Source organism: Roseovarius bejariae (genome assembly GCF_009669325.1).
In the GTDB taxonomy this organism is placed as follows: domain Bacteria; phylum Pseudomonadota; class Alphaproteobacteria; order Rhodobacterales; family Rhodobacteraceae; genus Roseovarius; species Roseovarius bejariae.
The window spans coordinates 506,565-523,804 of the sequence record NZ_SZWE01000002.1 but is presented as its reverse complement, the minus strand read 5'-3'; the positions used below and the strand labels follow the sequence as shown (position 1 = coordinate 523,804).

14 protein-coding genes are annotated in these 17,240 nt (G+C 62.1%); 4 read left to right on the top strand and 10 right to left on the bottom strand.

Translation table 11 applies throughout. The annotated features are described in order from the left end of the window. Positions 1–14: 14 nt before the first annotated feature. The 4 genes from gltX to FDP25_RS16560 all read left to right on the top strand — a co-directional run bounded on the left by gltX (position 15) and on the right by FDP25_RS16560 (position 5,726). The gene (gene gltX, locus FDP25_RS16575) at positions 15–1,424 is read left to right on the top strand and encodes a glutamate--tRNA ligase (protein ID WP_154154920.1); all 1,410 of its coding nucleotides are present in this window, start codon (positions 15–17) and stop codon (positions 1,422–1,424) included. A 73-nt stretch (positions 1,425–1,497) separates the two neighbouring features. Next, positions 1,498–2,793 (top strand): citrate synthase, encoded by a 1,296-nt coding sequence (gene gltA, locus FDP25_RS16570; protein ID WP_154154917.1) that lies wholly within the window; start codon positions 1,498–1,500, stop codon positions 2,791–2,793. Positions 2,794–2,989: 196 nt separating this feature from the next. Further along, entirely contained in the window at positions 2,990–3,754 is a 765-nt protein-coding gene (locus tag FDP25_RS16565) for a calcium-binding protein (protein ID WP_154154914.1), read from the top strand. A 244-nt stretch (positions 3,755–3,998) separates the two neighbouring features. Continuing rightward, positions 3,999–5,726 (top strand): calcium-binding protein, encoded by a 1,728-nt coding sequence (locus tag FDP25_RS16560; protein WP_154154911.1) that lies wholly within the window; start codon positions 3,999–4,001, stop codon positions 5,724–5,726. Positions 5,727–5,764: 38 nt separating this feature from the next. Here FDP25_RS16560 and FDP25_RS16555 read toward each other — a convergent pair whose 3' ends face one another. The 10 genes from FDP25_RS16555 to FDP25_RS16510 all read right to left on the bottom strand — a co-directional run bounded on the left by FDP25_RS16555 (position 5,765) and on the right by FDP25_RS16510 (position 17,227). Next, a complete protein-coding gene (locus FDP25_RS16555; protein WP_154154908.1) occupies positions 5,765–6,583 on the bottom strand; it encodes an enoyl-CoA hydratase-related protein in 819 nt (272 codons plus the stop codon). A gap of 41 nt (positions 6,584–6,624) precedes the next feature. Beyond that, entirely contained in the window at positions 6,625–7,086 is a 462-nt protein-coding gene (locus tag FDP25_RS16550; RefSeq protein WP_154155127.1) for a cytochrome c-type biogenesis protein, read from the bottom strand. After that, entirely contained in the window at positions 7,086–9,053 is a 1,968-nt protein-coding gene (locus FDP25_RS16545; protein ID WP_154154905.1) for a heme lyase CcmF/NrfE family subunit, read from the bottom strand. The genes FDP25_RS16550 and FDP25_RS16545 overlap by 1 nt, the downstream gene beginning before the upstream one ends. 75 nt (positions 9,054–9,128) lie before the next feature. Then, positions 9,129–9,704, bottom strand: coding sequence for a holin family protein (locus tag FDP25_RS16540; RefSeq protein WP_154154902.1), 576 nt, complete (start codon positions 9,702–9,704; stop codon positions 9,129–9,131). Next, positions 9,695–10,306: a holin-associated N-acetylmuramidase gene (locus FDP25_RS16535; protein WP_154154899.1), complete on the bottom strand. Its 612-nt coding sequence runs from the start codon at positions 10,304–10,306 to the stop codon at positions 9,695–9,697. The genes FDP25_RS16540 and FDP25_RS16535 overlap by 10 nt, the downstream gene beginning before the upstream one ends. Positions 10,307–10,412: 106 nt before the next feature. Further along, positions 10,413–10,856, bottom strand: a complete 444-nt coding sequence (gene ccmE, locus FDP25_RS16530) for a cytochrome c maturation protein CcmE (protein ID WP_154154896.1) — start codon at positions 10,854–10,856, stop codon at positions 10,413–10,415. Between the two features lie 17 nt (positions 10,857–10,873). Then, positions 10,874–11,902 (bottom strand): N-acetyl-gamma-glutamyl-phosphate reductase, encoded by a 1,029-nt coding sequence (gene argC / locus FDP25_RS16525; protein ID WP_154154893.1) that lies wholly within the window; start codon positions 11,900–11,902, stop codon positions 10,874–10,876. Between the two features lie 116 nt (positions 11,903–12,018). Further along, complete coding sequence (gene murI / locus FDP25_RS16520; RefSeq protein ID WP_154154890.1) at positions 12,019–12,831, bottom strand: glutamate racemase; 813 nt, start codon at positions 12,829–12,831, stop codon at positions 12,019–12,021. Between the two features lie 30 nt (positions 12,832–12,861). Further along, positions 12,862–13,725, bottom strand: a complete 864-nt coding sequence (locus FDP25_RS16515) for a lysophospholipid acyltransferase family protein (protein ID WP_154154888.1) — start codon at positions 13,723–13,725, stop codon at positions 12,862–12,864. Positions 13,726–13,804: 79 nt separating this feature from the next. Further along, the gene (locus FDP25_RS16510; protein ID WP_154154885.1) at positions 13,805–17,227 is read right to left on the bottom strand and encodes an indolepyruvate ferredoxin oxidoreductase family protein; all 3,423 of its coding nucleotides are present in this window, start codon (positions 17,225–17,227) and stop codon (positions 13,805–13,807) included. Positions 17,228–17,240: the final 13 nt, after the last annotated feature.

Here is a 17,240-nt window from a genome sequence, read left to right as displayed (position 1 = left end):
GGTTAACCCTGACCATGACCACACAAGTCGTGACCCGTTTCGCCCCCTCGCCCACCGGCTTTCTGCATATCGGGGGGGCGCGCACGGCGCTCTTCAACTGGCTTTATGCCCGGGGCCGCGGTGGCAAGTTTCTCCTGCGGATCGAGGACACCGATCGCGCCCGCTCCACGCCCGAGGCGACACAGGCGATCCTTGATGGCATGGCGTGGCTCGGCCTCGACCACGACGGTGAGGTGATAAGCCAGTACGAACGCGGCGACCGCCACCGCGAGGTCGCCTTGCAAATGCTCGCCTCCGGCACCGCCTATAAATGCTTCTCCACGCAAGAAGAAATTCAAGCCTTCCGCGACACCGCCCGCTCGGAGGGTCGCTCGACCCTCTTCCAGAGCCCCTGGCGCGATGCTGACCCCGCCACACACCCCGATGCGCCCTACGTGATCCGCCTCAAGGCCCCGCGTGATGGCAGCACCGTGATCCACGACGAGGTGCAGGGCGATGTCACCATCCGTAACGATCAGCTTGACGATATGGTCCTCCTGCGCAGCGATGGCAGCCCGGTCTACATGCTCGCCGTGGCGGTGGACGATCACGACATGGGCGTCACCCACGTGATCCGCGGCGACGATCACCTCAACAACGCCGCCCGCCAGATGCTGGTCTATCAGGCCATGGGATGGCCGCTGCCCATCTACGCGCATATCCCGCTGATCCATGGCCCCGACGGCAAGAAGCTCAGCAAACGCCACGGGGCGCTTGGCGTCGATGAATACCAGAAGATGGGTTACCCGGCGGCAGGGATGCGCAACTACCTTGCGCGCCTCGGCTGGAGCCATGGCGACGACGAGTTTTTCACCGACGCGCAGGCGCGCGAATGGTTCTCTCTTGACGGAATCGGCAAATCCCCCGCACGCTTCGACTTCAAGAAACTCGAAAATCTCTGTGGTCAGCATATCGCGGCCACTGACGATGCTGCATTGCTGCATGAATTGCAGGGCTTTCTGGCCAGCACCGGCCATGCCCCGCTGTCCGACGAAAAAAACACCCTCATGCAAAAGGGGATGTACTGCCTCAAGGAGCGCGCAAAGACCTTCCCGGAACTACTTGAAAAAGCAGAGTTTATCCTCACTGACCGCCCGATTGAACCGGATGAGAAGGCAGCGAAGAACCTTGATGATGTATCCCGTGGTATACTGGGAGAATTGACGCCGCAGTTGCAAAATGCTAGGTGGACCCGCGACGATCTCGAGGCCTGCGCCATGACATTCGCGGAGACCCACGAGATGAAGTTCGGCAAGCTGGCCGGCCCCTTGCGGGCCGCTCTGGCAGGCCGCAGCGCGACACCGAGTGTGTTCGACATGATGCTCGTGCTCGGGCAGGAAGAAACGATTGCCCGGCTCACCGATGCCGCCTGCGAGAGTGGTTAACCTTCTCGAAAGGCTGATAGTTTAACCAGCCCCCGACGCGCCACGGCGTGGGCTTGATTGAGGGAGGATCCCAATGGCCGATAGCACCAAAACCGCCAAACTGACGATTGACGGCAAGGACTACGAGCTGCCCATTCACTCGCCAACGGCGGGCCCCGACGTGATCGACATCCGCAAGCTTTACGCGCAGGCGGGTGTCTTTACCTACGATCCGGGCTTTACCTCGACCGCAAGCTGCGACAGCACCATCACCTATATCGACGGTGGCAAGGGCGAATTGCTGCATCGCGGCTACCCGATCGACCAGCTGGCCGAGAAATCGCATTACCTCGAAGTGTGCTACCTGCTGCTTTACGGGGAACTCCCCTCGCCCGCGCAGTTGGAAGATTTCGAATCCCGTGTGACCAATCACACCATGCTGCATGAACAGATGATGTATCTGTTCCGTGGCTACCGCCGCGATGCCCACCCCATGGCCATCATGGTCGGCGTGGTCGGCGCGCTGTCGGCGTTCTACCACGACTCCACGGATATCTCCGATCCATGGCAGCGCGAGGTCGCCTCGATCCGCATGATCGCCAAGATGCCGACGATCGCGGCCATGGCCTTCAAATACACCATGGGGCAGCCCTTCGTGTATCCGCGCAACGATCTGGACTATGCCTCGAACTTCCTGCGCATGTGCTTTGCCGTGCCGGCCGAAGATTACGAGGTAAACCCGATCCTGTCGCGCGCGATGGACCGTATCTTTACCCTGCACGCCGACCACGAGCAGAACGCCTCGACCTCCACGGTGCGCTTGGCCTCCTCTTCGGGTGCCAACCCCTTTGCCTGTATCGCGGCGGGTATCGCCTGCCTCTGGGGTCCGGCGCATGGTGGCGCAAACCAGGCTTGCCTTGAGATGTTGCAGGAAATCGGCACGCCCGATCGTATCCCCGAATACATCGCCCGCGCCAAGGACAAGGACGATCCCTTCCGCCTGATGGGCTTTGGTCACCGGGTCTACAAAAACTTCGACCCGCGCGCCAAGGTGATGAAGCAATCCGCCGACGAGGTTCTGGACCTGCTGGGAATCGAGGACAACCCGACCCTGCAAGTTGCCAAGGAACTGGAAAAAGCGGCCCTCGCCGATCCCTATTTCACCGAGAAGAAGCTTTTCCCGAATGTCGATTTCTACTCGGGCATCATCCTCGAGGCGATGGGCTTCCCCACCTCGATGTTCACCCCCATCTTCGCGCTGTCGCGCACCGTGGGCTGGATCTCGCAGTGGAAGGAAATGATCAGCGACCCGCAGTTGAAAATCGGGCGCCCGCGTCAGCTCTATCATGGCGAAACGCTGCGCGATTACGTGGATATCGAGAACCGCTAAGCGTCTCTTATCTTTCGAAAAATCAGGGCCGGTCCGCATCTTGCGGGCCGGCCTTTTCCATTGTCTGGCAGATGTTTCCCTCAAGTTTTAATCAAACCTCACCCAAACACCCCTCTGTATTTTACCCGACCTTTACGTGCCTCGCCGGATCATCGGTGTACTGGGCCAGTGCCCACCCCGATGAAGGATCACAACCATGGCTTTTCTCGCTCTCTTCCTGCTGGTCGGCGCCACCCTCGCCGGGGCCACCGGCCTCGCCGCGCCTGATGACCCCTATACTGACGGCGGGGACGATGCCGACGGTTTTGCCGGAACCACGGGCGACGACAGCGTCGATGGCGGCGGCGGCGATGACCTGCTTGTCGGGCTGGAGGGCGAAGATACCCTGTCGGGGGGCACCGGCGACGATTGGATCATCGGCCTGCAAGATGCAGACCGGCTCACGGGCGATGGTGGCAACGACGTCCTGATCGGCGGGGCTGACAGTGATACGCTCACCGGCGGGCCCGGCGACGACTTCATCGAATCGGCCAACCTCGTGGACGAGGCCACCTTGCGCGACTCGCTTATCGGGATACAGCGGATGTCCGATATTGCCTTTCAATACGACCTCACCCAATCCCCCAATACCGGCGACAGCGTCAATCTGGGCGCGGGTGACGATACCGTGGTGGCCGGTGACGATGACACCCTTACCGGGGGGGACGGGGCGGATGAATTCGCCCTCGGCGACTGGATCAGCGGCGAGGCCCCGGTCCAGATCACCGATTTCGACACCGAGGAAGACGTGCTGTCCTTTGTCTACAACACCGAAGGCCCCGACCCCGAACTGACCGTCGAACGGGACGAAACAACCGGCCTGACGACCCTGCGCGCCGATGGCGAAGCCGTGGCCGTACTGCGCAACACCTCGCCCGATTTCTCGTTGCGCAACGTCGTGATCAGCCGCTACGCCGCATAACGGGCCCGCCGGGGCGCGCTTGGCGCGAATCATCCGCGGTTCTCGGGCTGCCACGGTCAAAGACTGTTTCCGGCTTGGAAATATACAAATATTGAATGCCGGTTTTGTTTTTCGGCACCTCTCCTATCCGTACAAAATTCTCGCATTTGAGAGTTTTAACTGGCTCCCACTCAACCTTTGGTTAAAAAGACAGAGATCGTGTTTATTCGTAAACGACCCACTGTGTTATATCGGGACTGTACATATGCTTGGTTACCTACTTTTGGCCCTTCTTGGCGTCGGCGCGGCCGGAGGGCTGCTTTTCGGGCTCGACGACAACAACGATAACGGCGCCTCCACACCGGACACCCCGGGCGACGGCCCGGATGACAATGAAACCCTCCAAGGCACGGACGGCAGCGACCTGCTGCAAGGCGCCATCGGCGACGACATCCTCGAAGGTGGCAACGGCGATGACCGCCTGATCGGCCTCGGCGGCAACGATCAGGTCAGCGGCGACGCCGGAGAGGATCACGTCTCGGGCGATGACGGCGACGACATTCTCGCCGGCGGTGCAGGCGATGACGGGATTTACGGCGGCAGCGGCGGTGACATCGCCTTGGGCGGGGCCGGAAACGACGATATCTGGGGCGGCAGCAACGCCGACCTTCTCATTGGCGGTGAAGGCGCGGATACGATGAACGGCTCCTCCGGCGACGACGTGCTGATCGGGACGCAAACCGATCTTGCCGATTCCTCGGTCGGTGATTTCACGGCAAGTCTCGACAGCAACGCCGCGACTGATCCTGCACAGGCGTTTCTCACCTCTCTGGGGCTCAGTGGCACAGGCGCCGACGGGGACGCGGGCGACCACATGAACGGCGGCACGGGCGACGATCAAATGCTGCTCGGCAGCGAAGACAGCGCCATTGGCGGCGATGGCGCGGATAGCTTCACCCTCGGCGACTGGATCCAGGACGGTCGCGCCGCCGAGATCACCGATTATGACCCCACAGAAGACCAAATCGCCTTCACCTACGAAGGCGACACCGCACCAGAACTGACCGTGACAGACGACGGGACCGGCAACGCCGTTATCTCGGCGGACGGGCAAATCATCGCAACCGTCAACGGCGCGGCCGACACCATCACCGCCGACGACGTCGCCATGCTCCAGTACACCCAGAACAACGCGACGGGGGACGCCCTTGAAGGCAGCGACACCTCCGACAACCTTGCAGGCACCGAAGGGGCTGACATCATCAACGGCCAAGGCGGCGGTGACCTGATCCAGTCCTATGCCGGAAATGACATCCTGCGCGGCAATGACGGCGACGACGCCATCTCGGCGGGTGAAGGGGATGACCGCGCCTTCGGAAATGAAGGCGACGACGCGATGATCGGTGGAGCCGGCAATGACTTCCTGCGCGGCGGTGCGGATGGCGACGCCATCATTGACGGGACAGGCGCCGACACCATCCATGGCGACACCGGCGATGACGTCATCATTTCAAGTGGCTACCTTGATGAGGCCGCGATGTTCGACGAAGCCATGGGACAGGCCATGACCGCGACAGACATCAATGTCGCGTACCTGGCCACCCTGAATGCCGCAAACCTCGACTTCTCGCAGGATACCGATCAACAAGGTGACATGGTCTTCGGCGGGACGGGTGACGATGCCATTGTCGCAGGCCTGAATGATACCGTGTCCGGCGGGTCGGGCGCGGATACGATCGGGGTCAGCGACGCGCTTGCGGCAGGCGATGGACCTGCCGCCGTCACCGATTTCGAACCGGGCGAAGATACCCTCGTCTATTCGATCGGCGCTCAGGCTCAGGCCCCGCTCATCTCTGTCGCTTACAGCCCGGGCGCCACCGCCACCAGCGGCGATGCGACCGTACTGGCCAATGGCAACCCGGTGATTGTCGTTCAGGGCGTCGGCACCAGTTTCACCGCCTCGGATGTAACGCTCACACAGCGCAGCGCATAAAAAGAACGCGGCCCCGCGGGGCCGCGCCTGCCACTCTCTCAGCGCCCCTCGTATTTCGGGGGGCGTTTTTCGAGGAAGGCCATCACCCCCTCCTTGAAATCCCGGGTCGTCCCGCAGGTGCCTTGCAGCTTGGCTTCCAACTCCAACTGTCCGTCCAACGTGTGGTCCCAAGCGCCGCGCACCGCCTCTTTCAGCCCGCGATAGGCCACCGTCGGCCCCTGCGCCAGTTTCGCGGCCCGGGCGCGCCAATGGGCGTCAAAGGCATCGTCATCCACCGCTTCCCAGATCATGCCCCAGTCATCCGCCTGCCGCGCGCTGATCGGCTCGGCAAAAAGGGCCGCGCCCATGGCCTTGGCTGCCCCCATCTGGCGCGGCAGCCAATAGGTGCCCCCTGCATCCGGGATCAACCCGATCCGCGTGAAGGCTTGCAGGAAATAGGCGCTCTCGGTGGCGATCACCACATCCGCCGCCAGCGCAAGGTTCGCCCCCGCCCCCGCCGCCGGGCCGTTCACCGCACAGATCGTCGGCACCGGGCATTCGAAAATCGCCCGCAGCATCGGCACATACTCGTCGCGCAGCACACGCTCCAGATCGAGGTTCGCGGCATTGCCCCCATCGCTCAGGTCCTGCCCCGAGCAGAAGCTCTTGCCATTGCCGGTCAACACGATCACCCGCGCCAGCTTGTCAAGCGACACGGTCTTGATCGCATCGGTGATCTCGGCCCGCATCTGGGTGTTGAGCGCGTTCATCTTGTCGGGGCGGTTCAGCGTCACAATCGCCGCGCCCTCGTCAATCTCAAGCGTGATGGTCTGGTAGTCTTTCACTGGTCTGATCCCTTGCCTTGGCTTTGCGGGCATTCAAACCGCATATCACGCCCGCTGCAAAGGGAAACGGCGCGTCACTCGTCCATGATTTCGCGCAGCCGCTCGGCCTCAGTTTGCGACAAGACGTCTTTCTCGGCTGTCTCGGGCACCTGCGACCGCCGCCGCAGGTACAGCGCCCCGAGCGCCCCGCCGAATATCAGCATCAAGGGCCCCGCAAGCCACAGCACAAGGTTCGATCCCGTGGCACGCGGATTCAGCAGAACGTATTCGCCGTAGCGATCGACGATGTACTCGACGACCTCCTCGTCGCTATCGCCCGCCACCAAACGCTCACGCACCAAAAGCCTCAGGTCACGCGCCAGGTCGGCATTGGAATCGTCGATGCTCTCGTTGCGGCACACAAGGCAGCGCAAACCGCTGGAAATCTCCCGCGCGCGCTCTTCCAGCTTGGGATCGTCCAGCATCTCGTCGGGTTGCACCGCCAGCGCGGGCAGCGCCAACATCAGGCAGGTGATCAGGCTCAGGGCAAATCGCATCATTCCGCTGGCACCCCGCCGGGCACCGCGCGGCGTGCGCCCGCCGCCACGCGATAGCGCCGGTCACTCAGCGACAGCAACCCACCGATCGCCATCAGGATCGCACCGCCCCAGATCCAGTTCGCCAGCGGCTTGTAATAGGTGCGCATCGCCCAGCCCCCGTTGTTTTGCGGATCACCGATGACAACGTAAACATCCCGCAGGAATCCGTTATCAAGCGCGGCTTCCGTCGTGGGCATCTTGGCCACCGGGTAAACCCGCTTTTCCGGATACATTGTGGAAATTTCCTGACCGTCCTTGGCCAGCGTCACAATCCCTTGGGTCGCGTCGTAGTTCGGCCCCTCAAGGCGCCGCACCTCGTCAAGCGTCAGGGTGAACCCCGCCACCTCGAAACTCTCGCCGACCTGTACCACGCGGATATCCTCGGCCTCCCAGGCCATCATCGCCGCGATCCCGGCAATGGTCACGCCAAGGCCGCCATGGGCCATGGCCTTGCCCCAATCGGCCCGCGGCAAGCGGCGCAACCGCGCGAAACGATTCTCGGCCCGGGCCGTCCGGCTCCACAAATCCACCAAGGCGCCCGAAATCAGCCAGGCCGCCAGAAACAGCCCCACAGGCCCAAGCGCACTGCGCCCGGTCTGCATGGCAAAGGCCAGCGCGCCAATCGCCAGCGACAGGATGAATGCCCCGCGCAGCGGTTTGACCACACGGCGCAGATTCGCCCGTTTCCACGGCAACATCGCCCCCACCGGCAGGATCAGGCCCAAAAGAACCATGAAGGGCGTGAAGGCCATGTTGAAGAACGGCGCCCCGACGCTCAGCTTGCGGTCAAAGGCCATCTCGCTGACCAGCGGCCAGATCGTGCCGACGAACACCACGAAGGCCGAGACCCCCAGCAGGATGTTGTTGATCACCAACACCCCCTCGCGGCTCACCGGGGCAAAAACCCCCTTGGCCTGCATGGCATTGGCTCGCGCGGCAAACATCGTCAGCCCGCCCAGCATGAAAACCGCCAAGATCAGCAACAGGAACATCCCCCGCTCCGGGTCCGTGGCGAAGGCATGGACCGAGGTGATGATCCCCGACCGCGTGATAAAGGCGCCGACCATCGAAAAGCCGAAGGCGATGATGGCCAACAGGATCGTCCAGCTTTTCAGGCTCTCCCGCTTCTCAACCACCACGGCCGAATGCAACAGCGCGGCGGCAATGAGCCACGGCATGAAACTGGCGTTCTCAACCGGGTCCCAGAACCAGAACCCGCCCCAGCCAAGCTCGTAATAAGCCCACCAGCTGCCAAGGCCGATCCCTACGGTCAAAAACATCCACGCCGCCAGCGTATAGGGCCGCACCCACCGGCCCCAGGCCGCATCCACACGCCCCTCGATCAGGGCCGCAATCGCGAAGGAAAAGGTCATCGAAAGGCCGACATACCCCAGGTACAGGAACGGCGGGTGAAAGGCCAAACCGGGGTCCTGCAAAAGCGGGTTCAAATCCTGCCCGTCAAAGGGCGGCACCGACATCCGCAGGAACGGGTTCGAGGTGAACAGGATAAAGGCGAAAAACGCCACCCCGATCATCGCCTGCACACTCAGCACCCGCGCCTTCAACCCCGGCGGCAAGTTTCCCCCGAACCACGCAACCGACGCACCGAACAGCGTCACGATCAACACCCAAAGCAGCATCGACCCCTCGTGGTTCCCCCAAACCCCGGTGATCTTGTAGAGCATCGGCTTGGCGGAATGGCTGTTCAGCACCACCAGACGCAACGAGAAATCCGACACCACGAAGGCATAGGTCAGCGCCGCAAAGCTGACCGCCGTCAGGAAAAATTGCGCCGTCGCGGCGGGCTCGGCCACGGCCATCCAGCCGGGCCAACGCTTCTGCGCCCCCACAAGTGGAACGACCGCCTGAACGGCGGCGACAAGAAAGGCAAGGATGAGGGCGAAGTGACCGAGTTCTGTAATCATGAATCGGAATATAACTTTCACACGCCCCCGGGCAAAGCGCATTCGGCCCTGCCCGGTGATCAATTTGTCGCGGGGTCAGCCGCGCGAATGCCGCCAATCCTCCAGCGCCGGGTTCGCCTCGGGCTTGATCACCGCCAGCGAAAGCGCCGCATCGCGCCCTGCATCCGCCGCCCCGGGGCTGCCCGCCCGCAAGGCCCCAAGCGCACGCAGATTCTCGACCACCACAGGCGCGCGCGCCATCGTCGCGGCGATAGAGCGTTGAAAATCCTGCCCTTTCACCTGATGCCGCGCCCCGAAGTAAAAGCTGACAATCGCCCCCAGAAGCCACCACAGGGGCTCGGGCACAAGGGCAATCCCCTGCATTCGCTCCGCGAACCAGACCGGCTCCACCATGGCCGCGACGAACAATCCCAGCGTGCCAAGCGCCATCGCCGGGCGCGGCACCCGGTTCAGCCCATCCATGAACCGGTCAAACCCGCCCCGCGCGGGCGCGGCGAACTCCGCACCATATTGCGCCACGACCTCGGCCTTGTGGTCGGCCGCCCGCTCGGCCCCGGCCTCGGCATTCTCGCGAAACACCTCCGCGGTATCCTTCACAACGTTCCGGCCTCCGCCGAACACGATGGTAAACAGCCGTTCGATCAGCCCCATGATGCCACCCTCTCGCTGAATTCCGCCTCTGACAGGTGATAGCGCGGCGCGATGAAATCCTCGGCCCGCCGGATCCAACCGCCCTTGCCGCCATCGCGCCGCCGCGCAAACTTGCGACTCGCCGGGCGCCTGTCCGCCAAGCGCAGGTAATAATTCCGCCGCGCGATCCCGTAAGCATCGGCAATATGATCCGGCGCCGCGCTGGTCGCCGAATGCGCCGCTGCCACGGTCTGCGGCCCAATCACCCCGTCAACACTCACCCGCTGGCCCATCTGCCCCAGTAGCCGCTGCAATATCTTCACCGCGTTGGCCCCGGCGTTGACGTACATATCGAAAACACTGGCCTGCAAAACCTCGGGCAACCGGGCAATTCCGGGCCGCTCGAAGTAATGCTCGATGAAAATTCGCTCGGCCTGCGCGCGGCTCAAACCCCGCACATCGGCCAGATCCACCACCCCGTCGCCGGTCACATCCAGCCCCAAGCGCCGCAGGGTGTGAATGGTCACGCCATGGTTCGTCGCCCCGCCCGGATCGTCGGGATCATTCACGAATCCGCCCTCGCGGGCGACGATTTCTTTGGCAATCTGCGAAACGCTTTGCATCGCCTCTGTCTCCTGCTCTTTGAACGGCAGGATCAGAGGGAAAAGTTAAAAGGTCGATGATGGACCGCGCGGTGCGACGTCCGCGATAATAAGCCCCTGCGCGGCCTTACCCGTTCGGCTCTTGGTAAACACCCTGTTCCTTCAGGCTGTCCACCACTTCCTTGGGCATGTAATCCTCGTCGTGCTTGGCCAGAATCTCGGTCGCCTCGAACACGCCGTCCCGATAGCTGCCCATGCCGACCATCCCCTGATTTTCCTCGAACAAATCAGGAAGAACGCCGGTATAGGTCACGGGCACGACGGCCCCGCCATCGGTCACGTTAAACCGGATGGTCTCGCCTTCGCCCCGCACAAGGCTGCCGTCCTCGACCAGCCCGCCAATGCGAAACACCTCCGTCGGCGCGGGCGGCTCATCCATGACCTGCGTGGGCGAGCGGAAAAAATTGATCCCGTCCCGCATCGCATAGCCAATCAGCGCCGTTGAAACCACCAAGGCCACCGCCGCAAGGGCGATAATCTGAACTCTGCGTTTTTTCTTGAGCGATTTCATAACCCGCCTCCCAGGGCTTAAGGAAAGACCGGGGCCAGCATCAGACCTTCGGTTTCCTGAATATTTAGCATCAGGTTGGCATTCTGCAATGCCTGCCCGCTGCTACCTTTTGTCAGGTTATCCAAGGCGGCGATCACGATGGTCTTGCCGGGGATACGGTCGGCCACCACGCCCACATGGCAGAAATTGCTACCCCGCACATGGCGGGTACTGGGCACCTCGCCCATAGGCAAAAGCTCGATAAACGGCTCATTTCCATATTGCGCGGCCAGCACATCGTGAATGGCCTCAGCCTCGCCCTTGACGTAACCGGTCGCCAGAATGCCCCGGTTCGCCGGGATCAAATGCGGCGTGAACTGGATCCTCACATCCCGCCCCGCGACCTTGCTGAACTCCTGATCGAACTCGCCCAGATGCCGGTGCGTGCCGCCCACGGCGTAGGCGTGATAGCCCTCGCTCAACTCCGCATGCAGCAGATTTTCCTTCAAGGACCGCCCCGCCCCCGACACCCCGCATTTCAGATCGAGGATAATATCCTCCAGCCCGATCACCCCGGCGGCGATCAAGGGCCGCAGGATGTATTGCCCCGTGGCCGCGTTACATCCCGTCCCGGCCACCAGCCGCGCGGATTTGATCTCGTCGCGGTAAAACTCGGTCAGTCCGTAAACCGCCTCTTTCTGCAATTCGACCGCCGAGTGCGGATTGCCATACCACTTTTCGTAATCCGCCGGATCCCGCAGCCGGAAATCCGCGCTCAGGTCCACGATTTTCAAATCCTTGGGTAGCGCGCTGATCACCTCTTGGCTGGTCTTGTGCGGCAAGGCGCAAAAGCACAGGTCGATCCCCGCAAAATCGATCTCGTCGATTTTCACCAGATCGGGCAAGTCCAGATGCCGCAAATGCGGAAACACCCGCGCCATGCTCTGCCCCGCCTTGGAGTTCGCCCCAAGTGCTGCAATCTCCATCCCCGGATGGGTGGCAATCAGCCGGACAAGCTCCGCCCCGGTGTATCCACTGGCGCCCAGAATGGCGATCTGTTTGGTCATGTCTTATCCCTTCCGAATGTCGGGAGTTTCGTACAACTCGTACGACTTTTTGAAAAGAGGGCCCGATTTTCGTACGAAACTCGCGTACAAAACGTACGAGTCGTACAAAACGCCGCTCAGGCTTGCTCGAAGGTGATTTCCCGTCGCAAAAACTGCGTGGCACGCGCCGACACCCGCTTGGGGTCGCCCGTCGTCAGGAACTGCTTCGCCGTCCCCTCACCCAACATCTCAGGCCGCCGCGTCAGGTAATCGGCAAGGCTATCGGCCACCAGGTTGGGCTGCGAATAGACCTGTACATCTTCCCCCAAGGCATCCTGAAAAACGTTTTGCATCAAAGGGTAATGGGTACATCCCAGGATCGCGGCCTGCGGCTCGGGCATCTTGCGTTTGAGGGCATCCACGTGGCTGCGCACCAAGGCTTCGGCAAGGATCATGTCGCCCTCTTCGATGGCATCCACCACCCCGCCACAGGCCTGCGCCTCCACATCCACGCCAATCGCGCGAAAGGCCAGCTCCCGCTGAAAGGCCCGGCTACTTACCGTGGCCGGGGTGGCAAATAGGGCAACATGCTTGACCTGCACCTCGCGCGGGGGCGAGTTATCGCCCCACTGCCGCTCTGTAAGTGCTTCAATTAAAGGCACAAAAACGCCCAGCACCCGCTTGTCGCGCGGCACCCAGCTTTCCTGCATCCGGCGCAAGGCCGCAGCACTCGCGGTGTTACAGGCCAGGATCACAAGGTCACAACCCGCGGCCCAAAGCCGCTCGACCCCCCGGGTTGTCAATTCGTAAACATCATCCGCATCCCGCACCCCGTAAGGCGCATGCGCATTGTCGCCCAGATAAACGAAAGGCACCTCCGGCAGGCGTTTCTCAACCGCGTCCAGAACGGTTAACCCCCCGAGACCACTATCGAAAATGCCAACTGCCATGATGTCCCCGCCCCGCCCGGCGGGACGCCCTTATTCGAATTCGAACCCGACCGACGCAGGATCAATCGGCCTTGGAGACAGCTCATACGTCTTGCGGCGCAGGAATGCCATGAGCGATTTCGTATCACCCTTGTATTGGTCCATTTCCGCCCGGCCAATCGGCTCGCCGACCACAACTCCAACCGAGGTATCCACCCGCTTGCCGAACTCCTTGATCAAAAGGCCCATCCGCAGGGTATAGTGCAGATGGCTGGCAATCTGGAACAAGCGGCTGGTGTGCCCGTCAAAGAACACCGGCACCACCGTCGCGTTCGACTTGGCGATCATCCGCGCCGTAAACCCGCGCCAACCCGGATCAAGCGGTTGTGCAAAGGGCTTGGCCGCCGTGCTGACCGTACCGCCCGGGAAAATGCCAATCGCCCCACCTTGGGCAAGATAGTCCAATGAGGTTTTGCGGGTCCGCAAGTTCAACTGAACCGCCTCTTTCGTCTCATCGAAACTGATTGGCATAATAATCTTGTTCAAGTCTTCGGCCTTGCGGAACACCTGATGCGCCAGAATACGGAAATCCCCGCGTGTCCGGCTCAGGATGTGCCCCATCATCAACCCGTCCAAGATGCCATAGGGATGGTTGGCAATCAGGATCAGCGGCCCCTCGCGCGGGATATTGGCAAGGCTCCCGCCCACCACATCCAAGGACAGGCCATACCGCTCGACCATGACCTCCCAGAAGTCACGCCCCTGTGCCACATCGCGTTCATACCCCTTGGCGCGTTTGATCAGGCGGATGCGCCCCGTCAGGTTCTCCATCGTGCGGATCATCGCCCGCCCGCCCTTTGTCTGGGCCGAGTATGAATAGCTTATGTCGCGCGCGACTTGGCGTTCCTGACGCATGGCACCATTCCCATTCGATTCGCCGGTTCCATAGGGATATGCGAAGGGTGTGACCAGAACAGGTTACGATTTCATGACATTATTCCGCCGCCCGTGCCACCGGCGCCCCGCCGGCGCGGATCGTGGTCAAAAGCTCCTCACGTCGTTTCGCGGCCTTGGCCTCATTGGCTTGCTTCACCGGCCCAAAGCCTCGGATTTGCAGCGGAAGCTCGGCCAAGGCAACGATCGCCTCGCGGGTCTGCGCATCCAGTTTCGGCAATACCTCGGCCATGTCCTGCTCGTACTGCTTGATCAGGGCGCGCTCCATCTTGCGTTCAGCGGTATAGCCGAAGGGATCAAGCGGTGTACCGCGCAGGCGTTTCAGCTTGGCCAGCATCCGCATGGGGCGCTCAAGCCACGGACCGTATTCGCGTTTCACGGGGCGCCCGTCCGCGCCAGTCTTCGACAAAAGCGGCGGCGCAAGATGGAAGGTCATCTTGAAGTCCCCGGCGAAGGTCCCCTTGGCCTTTTCGCGGCTCGACAACAGCAGCCGTGCCACCTCGTATTCGTCCTTGTAGGCCAAGAGCTTATGATAGCCCTTGGCGAGGGCCTCGCGCAGTTCGCCATCCTCGACCCCGTCCACCAGCTTGCGATATCGTTTCGCCAAGCCTTTGCCCTGATACTCGATCAGGTGGTCGGCACGCAAAGCTATCTTCTCTTCAAGGCTCTTGGGCTTTTCCACCACATTCGGCGTCAGCAGCTTCCCGGCCTCGTCCGGGGCAAAAGCCGCCCATCGGCCGATCTCGAAGGCCCGCAGGTTGCGTTGCACGGCGGCGCCGTTCAACTCGATCGCCTGGCTGATCGCCTCATAGCTGACGGGGATCAACCCCCGCTGCCATGCCGCGCCAAAGATCATCATGTTGGAAAAGATCGAATCCCCCATGGTGATGCGCGCCAGTTCCGAAGCATCGACCAGTTGCAGGCCGTCCCGCAACCGCGCTTCCAAAGCAAGGCTCAGACGGTCGGCAGGCAGGTGAAACTCGGGATCGCGGGTGAAATCGCCGGTGACGATCTCATGGCTGTTCACCACGCCCCCCGTGCGTCCCTGCTTCATCAGGCCAATCGTCTTGGCCCCGGCACTCACCACAAGGTCACCGCCAATCAGCGTGTCGCATTCGCCCGTGGCTACCCTGATCGCATTGATGTCGTCAGGGGATTTGGCGAGGCGGCAATGGATATGCACCGCGCCGCCCTTCTGGGCCAAACCGGCCATTTCCATCATGCCCGCGCCCATGCCGTCAATCTGCGCCGCCTGCGCCAGAACCGCCCCGATGGTCACCACGCCCGTACCACCGACGCCGGTGATCACCACGTTATGGGTCCCGTCGATCTCGGGCAGCTTCGGCTCCGGCATATCGGGCAACTCTAGGCTTGCGGTCTCTTCCTTGCGCAGTTCCGCCCCCTCAAGGGTCACGAAACTGGGGCAGAATCCTTTCAGGCAACTGAAATCCTTGTTGCAGGCGGATTGATCAATCTCGCGCTTGCGGCCCAGTTCGGTTTCCACCGGGCTGATCGCCACACAGTTGGATTGCACACCGCAATCGCCACAGCCCTCACAGACGTCGGTATTGATGAACACCCGCTTGTCCGGGTCCGGGAAGGTCCCACGCTTGCGGCGACGGCGTTTCTCGGCGGCACAGGTCTGGATATAAACAATCGCGGAAACGCCTTCGATCTCGGCAAAGCGCCTTTGCACCTCCATCAACTCGGCCCGCTCATGGGTTTCCACGCCCTTGGGAAAGGCGTTCAGGTCCACGTCTTCCTTCTCGTCATAAACGACCGAGACATGCTCCACCCCCATGGCACGCAGTTCCGCCACGATTTGTGGCGCAGTCAACCCGCCATCGTTGGGTTGGCCGCCCGTCATCGCCACGGCATCGTTGTAGAGAATCTTGTAGGTAATGTTCGTTCCCGCCGCCAAGGCCGCGCGGATGGCCTGCACGCCCGAGTGGTTATAGGTGCCGTCGCCCAGATTCTGGAACACATGCGGGCGCTTGGAAAACGGCGCCTCGCCGATCCAATTGGCCCCCTCGCCGCCCATATGGGTAAAGCCGGTGGTCTCACGGTCCATCCACTGCACCATGTAGTGACAGCCGATCCCGGCATAAGCCCGGCTTCCCTCGGGCAGCTTGGTGGAACTGTTATGCGGGCAACCCGCACAGAAATAGGGCAGCCGTGCCGCGATCTCCTCGGCGTTGTCGCCGGCGCGGGCCTCGGCCAAGGCCGAAAGCCCCGCCTTTACCGCGTCCGTTCCGCGCCCCTCTTCGATCAGGATCTCGCCCAGCTTCTCGGCGATCCAAATCGGATCAAGCGCGCCACGTGTCGGGAACAATTCCGGCCCATGCATGGAGCCGGCCCCGCCGCCTTTGTGCCAGCCGTAGACACGGCGGCCCCGACGGTCATCGAAAATCGCTTCCTTGATCTGCACCTCGATCAGCTTGCGTTTTTCTTCCACCACCACGATCAGGTCCAGCCCCTCGGCCCAATCGTGAAAGCCTGTCATGTCCAGCGGGAAAACCTGCCCCACCTTGTAGGTTGTGATGCCCAGCCTTTCGGCCTCATCCGCATCAATGCCCAAAAGCGTCAGCGCATGTTCCAGATCGAGCCAGTTCTTACCGGCGGCCACGAAGCCGATCTTGGCGCCCGGCTTGCCCCAGACCCGCTTGTCCATCTTGTTGGCATGGGAAAACGCCTCGGCGGCGAACCGTTTATAGTCGATCATCCGCGCCTCTTGCGCGTGGGGCGTATCGCCAAGGCGGATATTTAGCCCCCCCTCTGGCATGTCGAACTCAGGGGTCACAATCTTCATCCGGTCCACACGCCCGTCGATGACAGCGGTGGCCTCGACCGTGTCCTTCATCGTCTTGAGGCCCACCCAAAGCCCCGAAAAGCGGCTCAGGGCATAGCCATAAATGCCGTAATCTATGATCTCCTGCACACCTGCCGGGCTGACCACGGGCATGTAGGCATCCACCATGGCCCATTCGCTTTGGTGCAGCACGGTCGAGGATTCCCCGGTGTGGTCATCCCCCATTGCCATCAGAACACCACCGTGCGGCGAGGTGCCCGCCATGTTGGCGTGGCGCATCACATCGCCCGACCGGTCCACACCCGGCCCCTTGCCGTACCACAGGCCAAAGACGCCATCGTATTTGCCTTCGCCGCGCAGTTCAGCTTGCTGAGAGCCCCAAAGCGCCGTCGCGGCCAAATCCTCGTTCAAGCCTTCATTGAAGGTGACATTGGCCTCGGCCAACTGTTTGGCGGCGCGGTTCATCTGCATATCGACCGCCCCCAAGGGCGAGCCGCGGTAGCCCGTCACATAACCCGCCGTGGTCAACCCCGCCGCGCGATCCCGCGCCGCCTGCGTCAGCATCAGTCGCGCAAGCGCCTGCGTCCCATTCAGCAACACCGGCGATTTTTCCAGATCGAAGCGGTCGTTCAGCGTCACGGTCTGCTTGGTCATTCCTGGCCTCCCT